At 74.3% G+C, this 15,520-nt stretch carries 14 protein-coding genes; 10 read left to right on the top strand and 4 right to left on the bottom strand.

Annotation, left to right across the window (positions count from 1 at the left end):
• Positions 1-124 precede the first annotated feature (124 nt).
• Genes K329_RS28470 through K329_RS0120595 form a run of 3 tightly spaced genes read left to right on the top strand, consistent with a single transcriptional unit; the run spans position 125 to position 4,208 of the window.
• Positions 125-2,077, top strand: coding sequence for a glycosyltransferase family 2 protein (locus K329_RS28470; protein WP_052337178.1), 1,953 nt, complete (start codon positions 125-127; stop codon positions 2,075-2,077).
• Positions 2,074-3,504: an acyltransferase family protein gene (locus K329_RS28465; protein ID WP_052337177.1), complete on the top strand. Its 1,431-nt coding sequence runs from the start codon at positions 2,074-2,076 to the stop codon at positions 3,502-3,504. Before K329_RS28470 ends, K329_RS28465 begins: the two co-directional genes overlap by 4 nt.
• 47 nt (positions 3,505-3,551) lie before the next feature.
• Positions 3,552-4,208: a hypothetical protein gene (locus K329_RS0120595; protein WP_157571856.1), complete on the top strand. Its 657-nt coding sequence runs from the start codon at positions 3,552-3,554 to the stop codon at positions 4,206-4,208.
• Here the strand turns inward: K329_RS0120595 and K329_RS0120590 are convergent.
• The 4 genes from K329_RS0120590 to K329_RS0120575 form a co-directional block, all read right to left on the bottom strand.
• The gene (locus K329_RS0120590; RefSeq protein ID WP_028474516.1) at positions 4,187-4,621 is read right to left on the bottom strand and encodes a hypothetical protein; all 435 of its coding nucleotides are present in this window, start codon (positions 4,619-4,621) and stop codon (positions 4,187-4,189) included. The two genes, K329_RS0120595 and K329_RS0120590, sit on opposite strands and share 22 nt — an antisense overlap.
• Positions 4,618-5,619 carry a hypothetical protein gene (locus K329_RS0120585; RefSeq protein ID WP_028474515.1) on the bottom strand — a complete coding sequence of 334 codons (1,002 nt, stop codon included), beginning with the start codon at positions 5,617-5,619 and terminating at the stop codon, positions 4,618-4,620. Before K329_RS0120585 ends, K329_RS0120590 begins: the two co-directional genes overlap by 4 nt.
• Positions 5,620-5,629: 10 nt before the next feature.
• Positions 5,630-5,956, bottom strand: a complete 327-nt coding sequence (locus K329_RS0120580; RefSeq protein WP_028474514.1) for a hypothetical protein — start codon at positions 5,954-5,956, stop codon at positions 5,630-5,632.
• A gap of 88 nt (positions 5,957-6,044) precedes the next feature.
• Positions 6,045-8,471, bottom strand: coding sequence for a RecQ family ATP-dependent DNA helicase (locus K329_RS0120575; protein ID WP_425411489.1), 2,427 nt, complete (start codon positions 8,469-8,471; stop codon positions 6,045-6,047).
• Positions 8,472-8,582: 111 nt separating this feature from the next.
• Here K329_RS0120575 and K329_RS31825 point away from each other — a divergent pair, with 111 nt between their 5' ends.
• From K329_RS31825 to K329_RS28440, 7 genes are all read left to right on the top strand, one after another.
• On the top strand, positions 8,583-9,128 hold the full coding sequence (locus K329_RS31825) for a hypothetical protein (protein ID WP_052337176.1): 546 nt from the start codon (positions 8,583-8,585) through the stop codon (positions 9,126-9,128).
• 83 nt (positions 9,129-9,211) lie between these two features.
• Positions 9,212-9,826, top strand: coding sequence for a copper chaperone PCu(A)C (locus K329_RS32005; protein ID WP_211225921.1), 615 nt, complete (start codon positions 9,212-9,214; stop codon positions 9,824-9,826).
• Entirely contained in the window at positions 9,823-11,112 is a 1,290-nt protein-coding gene (locus K329_RS31105; RefSeq protein ID WP_211225920.1) for a Dyp-type peroxidase, read from the top strand. Before K329_RS32005 ends, K329_RS31105 begins: the two co-directional genes overlap by 4 nt.
• Positions 11,109-11,699 (top strand): copper resistance CopC family protein, encoded by a 591-nt coding sequence (locus K329_RS28450; RefSeq protein WP_052337175.1) that lies wholly within the window; start codon positions 11,109-11,111, stop codon positions 11,697-11,699. Before K329_RS31105 ends, K329_RS28450 begins: the two co-directional genes overlap by 4 nt.
• Positions 11,696-13,783, top strand: coding sequence for a bifunctional copper resistance protein CopD/cytochrome c oxidase assembly protein (locus K329_RS28445; protein ID WP_052337174.1), 2,088 nt, complete (start codon positions 11,696-11,698; stop codon positions 13,781-13,783). Before K329_RS28450 ends, K329_RS28445 begins: the two co-directional genes overlap by 4 nt.
• Before the next feature lie 168 nt (positions 13,784-13,951).
• Complete coding sequence (locus tag K329_RS0120545; RefSeq protein ID WP_028474511.1) at positions 13,952-14,263, top strand: hypothetical protein; 312 nt, start codon at positions 13,952-13,954, stop codon at positions 14,261-14,263.
• 252 nt (positions 14,264-14,515) lie between these two features.
• Positions 14,516-15,478, top strand: a complete 963-nt coding sequence (locus K329_RS28440) for an alpha/beta hydrolase fold domain-containing protein (protein ID WP_211225919.1) — start codon at positions 14,516-14,518, stop codon at positions 15,476-15,478.
• The last annotated feature ends 42 nt before the right edge of the window (positions 15,479-15,520 follow it).

The raw sequence follows: 15,520 nt of genomic DNA, 5'->3' as shown, positions 1-15,520 counted from the left end.
GCGGGTGGACGGTCATAACCGGCGCAGCGCCGCGCGGGTCCGGAAGTGTCGACCGTCCATCGACACCACCGCATCTGCGCCGGGCCCGGCCCGGCGTGCCGGCGCAAGGTCCTGGGAGGGGCACGTGTCCACCGATGTCACGCCGTCGACGACGGCCGAGGAACGACTCCGGCAGCACCTGCAGGTGCTGTCCGGCCGTGAGCCCGCCGTGCCCGGGCCGGACGAGAGCGCCATGCCGCTCTGGCTCGACCGCCGTCCTGGTGTCCCCTGGCGGCGCACGGGCAAGGACCTCGTGGCCGTCATCCACCCCGTGTGGGCGGCGCCGGGCGACGCGTCGGTGACGCTGCACGCCACGCCCCAGATCCTCACCCGCGTGGCGGAGCAGCTCGAGTTCCACCTGCTCGCCGGGGAGCGGGTCGAGGCCACCCCCGACGGCGTCCTGGTGCTCCGGCTCCACCACACCGGCCGGGGGGCGCGGCCCATCCGGCTGCAGGAGATGGCGTACCACACGCTCGAGGTGCTGAACCGGCTCGGCCACGACGTCCGCCAGGTCGACCTCGGGGTCGGCTGGGCGCCGATCACGGTGCGCACCGCCCCGGAGCGGGCCCTGCGCCTCGCGCGCGAGGCCTCCGACCACTCCGTCCGGCAGCGCGACTTCCAGCCCGTCGGCGGTGCGGGCGAGTCCCGCGCCCCGCGCATCACGAACCGCACGTTCGCGCTCCAGGTGCTGGCCGCCACCCTCGGCACGTTCCTCGTGCCCCTGGCGCTGCTGTTCCTGCTCTACGGCCTGGGGCTCGACGTCTCGGGCGTCCTCTACTGGGTGCTCGTCGGCTCGCTGACGCTGACGGCCCTGATGATCTGGGCCGAGGCGTTCACCGCGCTCGACCCCGAGCCGCTGCCCGACCTGCCGGAGGGCGAGGCGGGCGAGGCCCCGCCGGCGACGGCGATCATCGCGGCGTACCTGCCCAACGAGGCGGAGACGATCCTCGAGACCCTCGACTCGTTCCTGGAGCAGCAGTACTCCGGCGGGCTGCAGGTGATCCTGGCCTACAACACCCCGGAGGACCTCCCGGTCGAGCAGGAGCTCGCCGAGCTGGACGCCCGGCACCCGGGCCTCCTCGTCGTACGGGTGCACGACAGCACCTCGAAGGCGCAGAACGTCAACGCCGCCCTGCGCCTCGTCACCGGTGACGTCGTCGGCATCTTCGACGCCGACCACCACCCGATGCCCGGCGCGTTCGAGCGCGCCTGGCACTGGATCGCCAACGGCGCCGACGTCGTGCAGGGCCACTGCGTGATCCGCGAGGCCGAGGACTCCCGGCTCGCCCAGGTCGTCGCCGTCGAGTTCGAGCAGCTGTACGCCGTGGCCCACCCCGGCCGCACGATGCTCCACGGCTTCGGCATCTTCGGCGGGTCCAACGGCTACTGGCGCCGCGACATGCTGGACCGCCTCCGGCTCCGCGGCTCCTACCTGACCGAGGACATCGAGGCCTCGATCCGGCTGCTGCGCTCCGGCGGCCGCATCGTCAACGACCCGGGCCTCGTCAGCCGCGAGCTCGCCCCCGCCACCGTCACCTCGTGGTGGCGCCAGCGGATGCGCTGGGCGCAGGGCTGGTTCCAGGTCTCGCTGCGCCACCTGTGGCCGCTGCTCTCCCAGGGCGTGCTCACCTGGCGCCAGCGCGCGGGCATCGTCTTCATGCTCGGCTGGCGCGAGATCTACCCGTGGATCGCCCCGCTCACGTGGCCGCTCCTCGCGTTCCTCGCCTGGCGCGACGAGGGCGTCGACATGACGTCGCCGATCTTCTTCTTCCTCACGCTCTACATCGTCAGCGCCGGCGTGTTCCAGACGCTCGTCGCCTGGCGCGTGGCCGTGCCGGAGATCCGCCGCCACACCTGGTGGTTCGTGCAGTCGGCCCTCGTCAACGTCGTCGTCTACACCGGCGCGAAGAACCTGGTGAACCGCGTGGCGCACCTCAAGCAGCTGCGCGGCGAGCGCGAGTGGGTCGTCACGGCCCGCACCGCCTCCACCGACGGCATCCCGACCCCCCGCCACGCCGCGCAGGAGGCCGTCGCATGAGCGCCACCACCCCCGCCGGCAGCCCGACGGGGCCGACCGGACCGACCACCGACGCCGCCGCGATGGCCACCTCGACCGCGGTCTTCGACAAGGCCGAGGCCTCCGCCGGCATCGGGTCCGGGAAGCGCAACTCCAGCGCGGGCACGAGCGGCGGCGGCCGGCCGATGTTCCCGCTCGGCTGGCTCCGGGGCCTCGCGGCCATCGCGGTGCTCGTCGTGCACGCCTACATGTGGAACCGCACCGGCCCCACCGGCGTGTGGCCCTACTCCGGTGTCGGCCACCAGCTCATGTACGGCGTCGACATGTTCGTCGACATGTTCTTCGTGCTCTCGGGCTTCGTCATGTGGCTGCCCCTCGCGGCGGCCGCGCTGTCGGGCCGCAAGGGTCGCTCGGGGCTGCTGACGCTGGCGAAGCGGCTGGCGCGGATCCTGCCGCTCTACTGGGTCATCTGCATCGTCGTGTGGGCCTTCAGCAACCCGAACCTGCCGGGCCACTGGCAGGACCTCGCGCTGCACCTGAGCTTCACCCACATCTACAGCGACGAGTACATCTTCTGGACCAACGGCCCCGCCTGGACCCTGGCCGTGGAGTTCCACTTCTACGTGATCGTCGCGCTGCTCACGCCGCTCGTCCACCGCGCCGCCGTCCGCGCCCGCAGCACCGACGAGCGCATCGCGCTGGCCCTCGGCGTGCCCGTGCTCGCCATCGTCGTCGGCATCACCTACACCGCGTACGTCGTGCACGTCGCCCGCCCGGCCGTCACCGACTGGTCGATGACGTTCTCCCCGCTCGGCAAGGCGTCGGACTTCGGGATCGGGATGGTGCTCGCGGTCGTCACCGTCGCCGGCATCCGGCTGCCCCGGAGCACCCGCGCGGCCTGCGCGATCGTCGGCGCCGGCCTGGTGCTGGCCCTGGCGCTGACCCGCCCGATCGACCAGCTGCAGCAGATGTGGTGGCACCCGGCCTACTCCGCCTCGATCGCCCTCTTCATGGTCTCGATCGTGCTCCACGACGGGCCGTGGCCGCGGATCCTCTCGTGGGGTCCGCTCGCCTGGATCGGCGGTCTCGGCTACGGCATCTACCTCATCCACGAGCCGGCGATGCGCTGGGTCGGGAGCATGGGCCTGCTCCCCGAGCGCGCCCCCGGCAACCTCTTCTGGCTGACCGCCGTCATCGTCGCGGTCCCGAGCATCGCGCTGGCCTGGATCAGCGCCAACACGATCGAGCTCATCGGCGTGAAGCTGCTCGCGACCGTCGACAAGCGCGGCCGGCCCCGCAACTACTACCCGCACCTGCCGACGCAGGCCCCGCCGTCGCGCCGTCGTCGTACGACGACCGCCGCCACCGCGACCGGCCCGGCCGGCAGGGCGCGCCCGGGTGCCGGGGTCGCCGTACCGGCCGGGGTGCTGCAGCGCTCGAGCACGTAGCCGTCGCAGCGGTTTCGGGGGCCGGCGCGGTGGAGAGCCTCCCGGTCGTGCGAACGACGACGGCTCTGCCCACGGTCCTGCTGCTCACCGCCACCCTCGCCGCGTGCGGCGGCGGGGGCGGCTCGGCGGACGACACCGGCTCGTCGGACTCCTCGGTGACCAGCTCGGCCACCGGCTCCGCGAGCAGCTCGGCTCCCACGCCCCGCGCCACCACGAGCAGCGCCGACGCCGACGGGCTCACCGCCGACGGCAGCGTCCTCGCCGTGGGCACGGCGGCCACCGTGGCCCTCAAGCCCTCGCGCGAGGCCCCGACGGGGACGGCGCGGCTGACCGTGACGGCGATCGAGGAGGTGTCGGCGGAGGTGCGCGGCGACCTCGCCGACGAGCTAGGCGACGACACCGCGTACGTCCTCCGCGCGACGCTCGAGGTGACCGAGGTCGGCGACGACTTCCGGGGCATCCAGCCCAGCATCGACCTCAACGGCCGCGTCGACGGCGACGTGGTGAACGGCGCCTCGGTCGAGGTGGCCGACGAGCTGGGCTGCGGCCCGCTCGACCTGCGGTCGGGCACCGCGGTCGGCGACACTGCCGAGTTCTGCAAGGTCGCGGTCGCCGCACCCGGCGTCGTGGTGGATGCGGCCTGGACGACCTACAGCGACCCCACCGCGCTCAGCGGCGACGGCTACGTCCTCTGGGTCGGCTGAGGGCCCCCACCCTCGGTGGGGCGTCCGGCCGGCGGGGCCGGAGCGGCCTCCGCCGACGTGACGGGCCCGTCGGCGCGCGGCGTGCCGACGCCACCGTGCACGGCACGACGGACGAGCGCGCGCCCCTCCGGACCTGCGGTGCCCTCCGGGTCGGCGTAGAGCTCGGACCAGGTGAAGTAGCCCTCCTCGACCCGGCGTCGCACACCCTGGAACTCCACCGAGGCGTCGGGGCCGGACTCCGCGAGGAGCGCCTCGACGATGCGGGGCGGCAGCCCGTCCGGGTCGTTGCGCACGAGCCGGGCGAAGTCGGCCCGCAGCGCACGGCTGCGCGACCGGATGTCGTCGAGGGCCCGCTGGGGGTCCTCGCGCTGGGCCTTGAGCTGGTTGAGCAGCGCCTCGACGTCCTCGGTCATCCCTCTGCTCCCTCGGGGACCTCGATGCCCTCCATGTCGTCGGACACCCCTGGCTTCTCGATGCCGTCCGCGAGCTCGTCGAGACGGTTCTGCGCGTCCTCCGCGTCCTGCTCGGCCTGGCGGCGGGCGTCGATGACGTCCTGCGAGCTCTGGCCGACGTCGTTCAGGTCGTTGCGGATCGCGGCCGCCGTCAGCAGCGGTGTGCTCGCGAGGTCGGGGATCTGCTCGAACACCCCGACCAGCTGCTCGAAGACCGCGAGCTCGGCGGGGATCGTCTCGACCCACTCCTTGACGGCGTCGTGGAGGTCGAAGACCGCCGTGATGGTGTCGTAGAGCGACGTCATCGCGTCGATGATGCCCTGGATGGCGGCCCAGCCGTCCTGGATGACGTCGGCCACGAACTTCGCCCAGCCGATCCAGGGGCGGCCGTAGACCGCGATCTTCTCGAGGAGCCACACGGCGAGGTCGAGAGCGGTGTCGATGAGCTCGACCACGAGCCCCGCGATGAACTGCGCGACCTCGGAGATGCCGTCGAAGATCAGCTTGCCCTGGGAGACGACCATGCCGGCGCCCTGGTAGGTCGCCACGTGGATGCCCATGTGGGCGTTGAACGAGAGCGCCGTCTCGCCCTCCCACTCGCCCCCCGACGAGGCGAAGAGCTGCCCCATGCCGAGCAGCAGGTTCTCCGCGACGGTCTGGAGGCCGAGGCCCGCCTTCTTCACCGCGTCGCCGCAGGCGATGATCCCGTTCCAGTCGCCCGAGAAGGGCTCCACGAACAGCTCGACCGCGCTGGTCTGCTGGATCTGGGGCCCGGGGAACGAGATGCCCACCTTGCCGGCGACGCTCTGGGCGTCGGAGTAGAAGCCCGTGCAGGTCTCGATCGCGTCGTTGAGGGTGTCGAACTTGTCGTCATTCTTGTCGATCTCGAGCTCGATGTCCCCCTCCTCCGGCGTCGTGAGCACGGACGACATCTCGGTGGGGATCGTGTAGGTCACCATCGTCTGCTCCTCACTCGTCCTGGAACGAGGCGGTGGACTCGAAGTACTCGGAGACGACCCCGTCGACCATGTCGAAGTCGTGGCCGACGTCCCACAGGTTCGACCGGGCCGCGAACATGCTGGTGCGACCCTTCGACAGCGCGTCGCCGAACGGGCGGCAGGCGCCGTCACGGATGTAGTCGCGCAGGGGCGAGAGCAGCCCGCTGCCGTAGGCGTCCGTCAGCGCGACGTTGTCCCACACGTAGCTGCCGATCTCGGTCAGCTGGTTGGAGATGTCCATCATGTAGGCGTGGAAGGCCCCGATGTGGTCGGCCGCCACCTGGATCCGATCGGTCATGGGAGCCAGCATTCCGTCGCCGGGCGCCGTGAAACCTCTCACACGTCGCGAGCCGGAGCCCGCAGGTGGGCGGCTCTCCCCACGACCGTCAGGACTCCGTGGCCAGCACGAGGGGCAGCACGTCGGTCGCCCCCGCGTCGCGGAGCGCGGCGGCCGCCAGGGTGAGCGTCCAGCCCGTGCCGACCCGGTCGTCGACGAGCAGCACGCGACCGAGGCGGGCCGGGGGCGACGGCGGAGCGGTGGCCCCGCGCGACGGGGCGGCGGTCGGGGTCGTCGCACGCACCGGGGCGGCCGCGGGGCGGGCGGGCGGCGCCGACCCGGGCTCGAAGGAGTCGTAGTCGGGGTCGTACGGCGGCTCGTCCGCCGGGTCGTACGGCGGCTCCTCGAGCGCGTACGACGACGCGCCCCCTCCGGCGGCGGGCGCGGTCGAGGCGCTCGAGCCGGCCCCCGGGGCGCCCGGCTCGAACCGGAACCGTCGCCGAACGGCCGACACGCGCTGCGCCGAGTTGGCCGCGCCGGCCCCGGGCGGGACCGAGGCGTCGACGATCGTCCAGCGGCCGGCGATCGGCACCCCCAGGTAGCGCGCGAGACCCTCCGCGAGGTCGCGGACGAGCGCAGGACGGCGCAGCGAGTCGACGACCACGATGCTGTCGACGCCCGGCCGCCACTCGTCGAGCACCGCGACGCAGGCCCGCGCGAGCGGCACGGGGACCGGCCCGTCGTACGTGCCGTCGGCCTTCTCGCGGAACAGGTCGCGGAGCGCCTGGCCGTGGCCGAGGTCGGTCAGCCGGGCGACGGCGCGGCCGTCGGAGGCGGGCTCGCGGATCTTGCCCTTGAGCGGGATGCCGAGCCGGTCGAGCCCGCTCGGCCACATCTTGCGGGCCCCGACGACCACGCCCGGTCGGTCGAGGTGGGCGCGCGCTTGGGCGACCGCCGCCTCGTCGACCCCGGACTCGAGGTCGAGGCCGCCGCAGTTGTCGCACCGGCCGCAGTCGCCCGCGGGCCCGGCCTCGACCGGGTCGTCGAGCTGCTCGCGCAGGAACCTCATGCGGCACTGGTCGGTGGTGAGGTAGTCGAGCATCGCGCCCTGCTCGCGCTCGCGGGCCGCGGCGACGCGGGCGTAGCGTTCGGCGTCGTAGCTCCACGGCTGCCCGGTGGACTCCCAGCCGCCCTTGACCCGACGCACCGCGCCGTCGACGTCGAGCACCTTGAGCATCGTCTCGAGGCGGTTGCGGTTGAGCTCGACCTCCGTCTCGATCGTGGCGGTCGAGAGCGGGCGACCGGCGGCCGCCAGCACCTCGAGGGTCTGTCGCACGAGGTGCTCCTGCGGGAACGCGAGCGAGCCGAAGTAGGCCCAGATGTCACGGTCCTCCCGACCCGGGAGCAGCACGACCTCGGCCTGGTCGGCGCCACGGCCGGCGCGGCCGACCTGCTGGTAGTAGCTGACCGGCGAGCTGGGCGCGCCGAGGTTGACGACGAAGCCGAGCGTGGCGTCGAACCCCATCCCGAGCGCGCTCGTGGCGACGAGCGCCTTGACCCGGCCGGCGATGAGGTCGGCCTCGAGGGCGGAGCGCTCGGTGGGGTCGGTCTGGCCCGAGTAGGCCGCCACCTCGTAGCCGTGCTCGCGCAGGTGGGCCGCCACCTCCTGCGTCGTGGCCACCGTCAGGCAGTAGACGATGCCCGAGCCGTCGAGCGTGCGGAGGTGCTCGGTGAGCCAGGCGAGGCGCTGCTCGGTGGTCGCGAGCCGCACGACGCCGAGGTGGAGCGAGGCCCGGTCGAGCGTTCCGCGCTGCACCAGCACGTCGGAGGAGCGGTCGATGCCGCCCAGCTGCTCGGCCACGTCGGAGGTCACGCGGGCGTTGGCCGTGGCGGTGGTGGCGAGCACCGGGACCCCGGTCGGCAGCTCGTCGAGCAGCGTGCGGATGCGGCGGTAGTCGGGCCGGAAGTCGTGGCCCCAGTCGGAGATGCAGTGGGCCTCGTCGACCACGAGCAGGCCGGTCGTGGCCGACAGCCGCGGGAGCACCTCGTCGCGGAACGACGGGTTGTTGAGCCGCTCGGGGCTCACGAGCAGCACGTCGACCTCGCCAGCCGCGATGGCGGAGTGGATCTCCTCCCAGTCGGTGAGGTTCGTGGAGTTGATCGTCACCGCCTTCACACCGGCACGCTGGGCCGCGGCGATCTGGTTGCGCATCAGGGCGAGCAGCGGCGACACGATCACCGTCGGCCCGGCGCCATGGGCGCGCAGCAGGGCCGTCGCCACGAAGTAGACCGCCGACTTGCCCCAGCCGGTGCGCTGCACGACCAGCGCGCGCCTCCGGTCGACGGCGAGCGCCTCGATCGCGACCCACTGGTCGTCGCGCAGCTGGGCGTCGTCACGGCCGACGAGCGCCCGCAGGTGGCCCTCGGCCTCCCGTCGTACGGCGGCACGGGCCCCCTCGTCGACGGGCTCGGCCACGGGGTCGGCCGCGGTGTCGGCAGGCTCGGCGGAGGGCACGGCGCTCGTCTCGGGGGTCACGCGCCCTTGTCTACCAGCGCCCACCCCCAACGGCCCCCGGGGCGGGCTCGGCCCTGTGGACGGAGGCGCGTCATACTGGACGGACCGCCCGCAGACCCCGAGGAACCCGTCATGCCCGCCGCACCGCTGCGCACCCGCCGCGCCCTGAGCGCCGGTGCGCTCTGCGGAGCCGGGGCGGTCGTGGCCCACGGCCTCGCGGGCGGCGCGACGCCCCCGGTGTGGCTGGCGGTGCTCGCCGCCGCTGTCGGAGCGGCCGCGTGCGCCCCGCTGAGCCGGGCCCGCCTCGACGTCCTCGGCCTGACCGGCGCCGCGATCCTCGCGCAGGCCGTGTTCCACCTCGGGTTCAGCCTCCATGCCCCGAGCAGCCACGACGGCGCGCTCCCCATGCTGCTGGCCCACCTCGCGGCCGGCGCGGTCTCCGTGGCCGCGGCCCTGGGGGCCGAGCGCGCCTGGTGGCGGCTGGCGCTCGCGGCGGTCGGGCGCCTGGTGCCCGCGGTGCCGCGGGTCGCCGTCGTGCCGGGCGTGCGCCGTACGCCCGTGGTCGCCCTCCGCACGACCGGGCCCGCCGAGACCCACCGCTCCCCCCATGCCTCCCGGGGCCCACCGGCCGACGACCTCACCGTCCTCGCGTCCGGCACCGTCCTGGCCGCCGCCTGAGCCCTGCTCCGCGGCGCCCGGGAGCACGGACGCCTCGTCCGCGCGTCGGAGCACCGACGCGCGACCACCCCCAGGAGCACCTCGTGCGCACCACGATCCACCGCCCCCACGGCCCGCGCCGTGCCCGTCTCGGGCTCGCCGCCTCCGCCGCCACCCTGCTGCTGCTCACCGGCTGCGGCAGCGACGACAGCGCCGCGGCGTCCGACGACACCAGCGCGTCCGCGTCCGACGACACCACCACGGGCGCCACCGGCCCCCTCACGGTGACCGACCCCTGGGTCAAGGCCACCGACACCGAGATGACGGCGGCCTTCGGCACGTTCGTCAACGAGACCGACGAGGACGTCACGGTCGTCAGCGCCTCGACCGACGTCGCCGGCCTCGTCGAGCTGCACGAGGTCGTCGCCGGCGACGACGGCGCCATGGTCATGCAGCCCAAGGAGGGCGGCTTCACCGTGCCCGCCGACGGCACGCACGAGCTGACCGCCGGCGGCGACCACCTCATGCTCATGGACCTCCCCGCGCCGCTCGAGGCCGGGGACGACGTGCGCATCGTGCTCGAGCTCTCCGACGGCTCGACGCAGGACTTCCACGCGATCGTCAAGCCGTTCAGCGGCGCGGACGAGGAGTACTCCGGCGACATGGAGATGGACATGGACGACGGCTCCATGGACGACATGGACATGGGAGACCAGTGACCCGAGGCATCGGGCGGCGGCACCTGCTCACCACGGGTGCCGCCGCGATCGGCGGCACGGCCGTCGGCTGGGGCACGCGGGGCGTCGTCGACGACCCCGCGGCCCCGGCCGCGGCCGCCGCCGAGGCGACCCCCGCGGTGCTCGGCGGCGACGTCGAGCCCTTCCACGGCGTGCACCAGGCCGGCATCACCACGGTGCCCCAGGCCCAGACCTCCCTGCTCGGCCTGGACCTGCTCGCCGACCCCGACGCACCCGGGGCACCCGTCGACCTCGACGGGCTGGCTCGGCTCCTGCGGCTGCTCAGCGACGACGCCTCCCGGCTCACGGCCGGCGGCGGGGCGCTCGCCGACACCGAGCCGGAGCTGGCCGTGCGTCCGGCCCGGCTGACGGTGACCTTCGGCTTCGGCCCCCGCGTGCTGGCGTCGCTGCGCCCGGCGTACGACCCCGGCCTCGAGCCGCTGCCCGAGTTCGCCCAGGACGCGCTCGACCCGGCCTGGGGCCAGACCGACCTCCTGGTGCAGGTCAGCTCCGACGACCCCGTGAGCGTCGCCCACGCGCGCCGGATGCTGCTCAAGGACGCCGCCCCGTTCACCCGCACCACATGGGTGCAGGAGGGCTTCCGGCGCGCCCGCGGCAGCGACCCCGACGGCACGACGATGCGCAACCTCATGGGCCAGGTCGACGGCACGGTGAACCTGCCGACGGCCGACCAGGGCCGGCTGCTGTGGAGCACTGGTCGGGCCGCCGGCTTCGACGGCGGGACCTTCCTCGTGGTGCGCCGCATCGCCATGGACATGGTCGACTGGGACCGCACCGACCGGGTCGCCCGGGAGTTCAGCGTCGGCCGACGCCTCTCCGACGGCGCTCCGCTCACCGGCGGGGCCGAGCACGACGAGCCGGACTTCGAGGCCACCGACGCCTCCGGGTTCCCGGTCATCGACCCGGCCAGCCACGTGCGGCGCGCCCGCAGCGACGACCCCGAGCAGCAGTTCCTGCGCCGCGGCTACAACTACTCCCTCCCCACCGGCGAGACGGGTCTGCTGTTCCTCGCGTACGCCGCCGACCTGGCCCGGCAGTTCGTGCCGGTGCAGGCCCGGCTCGACGAGCTCGACCTGCTCAACGAGTGGGTGACGGCGATCGGCTCGGCCGTGTACGCCGTTCCCCCGGCCTGCGTCGAGGGTGATTTCGTGGGCCGCGAGATGCTGGGGCTGCCGCCACCCACCGTGAGCGGCTCCGCCGTACCGACCCCGACGACCCCGACGTCCCCGAACGGAGACACCCCGTGAACCGCCGCCTGCTCGCCGTGCTGCTCGCGGCCCCGCTGCTGGCCCTGCTCGGGCTGGGCGTGGTCGCGTCCCCGGCGACCGCCCACGCCAGCCTGGTCTCCTCCACGCCCGAGGCCGACGCGACCCTGGACGCGCTGCCGGGCGAGGTCGAGCTGGTGTTCAGCCAGGACGTGCGGGTCCCGGCGTACGTCGTCGTGACCGGTCCGGACGGCGACGTCGTCGAGGGCGATCCGGTGATCGACGGCGAGACCGTCTCCCAGGCGGTCTCGGGCAGCACCGAGGGCGGCTACACGCTCGCCTACCGGGTGATCTCCTCCGACGGGCACCCGATCACGGGCCAGCTGGCGTTCAGCGTCGGCGAGGGCGGCCCCGCGGCCGCCGAGCCGGAGGACGCCGGCGCCGCGTCCGGTGCCGACGAGCGCGACGGCGAGACCCTGGAGGCCACCGGTGACGGCGCGGCCGCCGGCACCACGGCCGACGACCGCGGCTGGTGGAGCCGCCACGACGACCACGTCGTGATGATCGGCGGCTTCGTGCTCGTCGCCGGTGCCTTCCTCGCCCTGGCCCTGCGGAGGAGCCGCACGTGACCACGACCGACCAGCCGACCACCCGCCCCGAGGGCGACACCTCCCCGAGCGCCCCGGAGGCGCCCACCCGCGCCCGGCGGCTCGGGCCCGTGGCGGTCGGCGCGCTGGTGGTCGGTGTGCTGGCCGGCTGGGCGCTGCTGCAGGTCGGCGGCGGCGGTCCCCAGCAGGCGCCCGCCGGCATCCCCGACCCCGGCGCCCTGACCGGGTGGGCGATCCCCGCGCTCGACTACGTCGTGCACGTCGCGGCGGTCGTCGTGGTCGCCTGCCTGCTCGTGCCGGTGCTCGTCTCGGTGCGCCTCGCCGACGACCTCGGGCGCACCAGCCGCCGGGCGGTGCGCACGGCGGCGGTGGCCGGCGTGGTCTGGGTGCTCGCCGTGCTCGTGCAGGGCGTCTTCACCGTCTCCGACCTCTTCGCCCTGCCGGTCGGCGACCTCGACTACGCCACCGTGTCGAGCTGGTTCACCCAGGTGAGCCAGGGCCAGGCCGCCTCGGCGCAGCTCGTGCTGGTGGCCGTCGTCGTCGTGGTGAGCCGCTGGGTGGTGACGGTGCGGGAGGTCACCGGCCTCGCCGGTCTCGCCCTGCTCGCGCTCGTGCCGCCCGTGCTCACGGGCCACTCGGCCAGCTCGGGCTCCCACGACCTCGCGGTCGTCTCGATGGTCGTGCACGTGCTCGCCGCCGTCGTCTGGGTCGGCGGCGTGCTGGCGCTGTGGTGGCACCTCGCCGACGCCCCCGCCCAGCGCGCCCGGGCCGCCCGCCGCTTCTCCGTGCTCGCCGCCTGGTGCCTCGGCCTCGTCGCCGTGTCCGGCGTCGTCAACGCCGTCGTCCGGGTCGGTGGTCTCGGCGGCCTCGTCACCACGACGTACGGCCGCGGCGCCCTCGCCAAGACGGCCGTCCTGGCCGCTGTCGCGGTCGTGGCGCTCGTCGTACGACGCCGGGTCGTCGCCGGCCTGGAGCCCGCGAGCCCCGGGGACGCCCCCGACGGGGCGGCTCCGCGCCGTACGACGCGGTCGTTCGCCCTGCTCACCGGCGTCGAGCTCACGCTCATGAGCGCCGCGTTCGGCCTCGGCGTCGCCCTCTCGCGCACCGCGCCGCCGGCGGGCGACCCCTACACGTCCGGCGTGGAGGCGATCCTCGGCGCGCCCCTGCCGCCGGCCCCCACCGCCGAGCGCCTGCTGTGGTCGTTCAACCCCTCGGGCATCGGGCTGCTCGTCGTGCTGCTCGGGTTCGTCGGGTACGCCGTGGGCGTGCGCACGCTGCACCGTCGCGGCGACTCGTGGCCCGTCGGTCGCACCATCGCGTTCGTGCTGGGGCTGCTGCTCGTGGCCTACTGCACGATCGGCGGCCTCGGCTCCTACAGCCACGTGCTCTTCAGCGCGCACATGGTGAGCCACATGGTGCTGTCGATGGTGGCGCCGATCCTGCTCGTCACTGGCGCCCCGATCTCGCTGGCGCTGCGGGCGCTGCCGGGCAGCGACGTGCGCGGCGGCCAGGGGCCCCGCCAGATCCTCGCCGCGGCGCTCGCGAGCCGACCGGCGGTCGTGCTGACCCACCCGATCGTGACGGCGCTGCTGTTCGTCGGCAGCCTCTACGCCATCTACTTCACCGGCGCGTTCGGCTGGCTGATGACCAACCACCTCGGGCACGCGTGGATGGAGGTGCACTTCCTCCTCACCGGGTTCCTCTTCTACGAGTCCCTCGTCGGGATCGCGCCGGTGCCGCACCGCCTGCCCTACCTGGCCCGCATCGGGATGCTCCTGGTGGTGGCGCCGTTCCACGCGTTCTTCTCGATCGCGCTGATGTCGAGCAGCCAGCCCGTGGGCGGCGACTTCTACGCGAGCCTGGACCGGCCGTACGCCACCGACCTGCTCGACGACCAGTACCTGGGCGGGTCGCTGGCCTGGGCCGTCGGAGAGATCCCGATCCTCATGGTGGTGATCATCGTGCTGTTCCAGTGGTTCCGCAGCGACATTCGCGAGGCGCGCCAGCACGACCGGCGCGAGGCCGCGAGCGACGACGCGGCGCTGCGCGAGTACAACGAGCGCCTCGCCCGCATCCGCGCCAACGACGGCGGACCGACCGGCTGACGCCGCGCTCCTCACGGGGCTCGCGGAGCTCGCGGGGCTGAACTCCGCTCGGCGGGGTACCGACTCCTCGATCTGCACGCCAGGTCGTCATGGTGCCCGCCGCGATCACGCATCGCGGCGGGCACCGACGCGACCTGCCGGGCAGCCGCCAGCGGCACGAGGAGCGAGATGCAGCAGAACGTGGGCCACCTGCCCCACCGGGGCGACGTCTGGGACGTCGAGGCCGTGACGTCGTCGACCATCGACGAGTTCGCGACCGCCGCCCTGCTCGCGTTCCGGTTCCTGCCCCTCCCCGCGACCGAGCGTCGAGGCCTCCTCGACGACCTCAAGTTCCTCGAGCGCGAGGCGCGCCGGACCCCGGTCCGACCCGCCGTCGCCCTGGCCCTCATGGCCGCGGTGACGCAGACGTTCGAGGCTCACGCCGTCGTCCCCACGATGCCGGTCGTCGGCGAGCCCCAGCGGCTCGACGACGTCGGCTGACCGATGACGCCGGTCCACCCCACCGAAGGAGAATCACCATGACCACTCGCACCATCGCCATCATCGCCCTCGTCCTCGCCGTGATCGTCGTGCTCGCGCTCTTCGTCTTCTGAGCCGCCCCACCGCTTCACCGCACCCCACGGCCCCGCCGGCAGTCCCCAGCTGCCGGTGGGGCCGGCGTGCGTCCGGCCCGTCCGGTCCGCAGCGCGGTGGCCGGCCCATCCACTCGCCGGAGGCCGCCGAACCACCGCGGTGAGGATCTCCGACCGCGTCCGGCTCCACCTCGGCCAGCTGGTGGCCCCGCTGACCGTCCGGTACGGCGAGGGCCTGCGTTTCGCGGGCACCGACCTGCCGCGCCCGACCACCCACCGCGTCCCCACCCGGCGCGGCCGCGTCCGGGTCTTCGTCTACCGACCGCCCGTCGACCCCGCCGCACCCGACGGCCCCACCGGCGCCTACGTCCACCTCCACGGCGGTGCGTTCCTGATGCGGCACGCCCGGATGGACGACTTCTGGTGCCGGTACGTCGCCGCGACCGCCGGCGTCACCGTGGTCAACGTCGACTTCGTGGTCGCGCCGCGGGCGTCGTACCCCGTCGCCCAGGAGCAGTGCCACGACGTCGCCGCGTGGGTGGCGAGCCCGGCGGGAGCCGCTGCGCTCCGCGTGCCGGTGGACCCGGCGGCCGTGGCCGTGGGCGGCCTCAGCTCGGGCGGCGGCCTGGCGGCGTCGGTGTGCCTCCAGGCCCGTGACTCGGGGAGCTTCGCGCCCTGCCTGCAGGTGCTGGGGGTGCCCGCGCTCGACATCGCCGGCGAGCCCGACCCCCACCGCCCCGGCATGATCAGCCCCGCGCTGCGCGCGCTCGTGCGCCGCGTCTACTTCCCCGACGTCTCGACCCGCGCCCACCCGTACGCCTCACCGCTGCGCGCCACGTCGGTCGAGGGCCTGCCGCCGGCCGTCGTGATGACCGCCGAGCGCGACACCCTGCGTGACGAGGGCGACCGGTACGCCGCCCGCCTCCGCGCCGCGGGCATCGACGTCTGGCACGACACGACGCCCGGCGTCGACCACTACTTCTGGACCGAGGACCCCGCCCGCGCCCGCGCCACCATGGCGCGGACCGCCGAGGAGATCCGGGTGCGGTGCCGGGGTGGGGTGGAGGGGGCCGATCGCCCGGACGTCATCCACTCCGAGCCCCCGGCACCACGATCCGGATGACGTCCGCGGCGACCGCGGAGAGCAGGGCGCGGACCAGGACTG

The sequence above is a fragment of the Nocardioides alkalitolerans DSM 16699 genome, assembly GCF_000426525.1.
Lineage (GTDB): Bacteria > Actinomycetota > Actinomycetes > Propionibacteriales > Nocardioidaceae > Nocardioides > Nocardioides alkalitolerans.
This window is presented reverse-complemented; position numbering and strand designations above follow the sequence as displayed.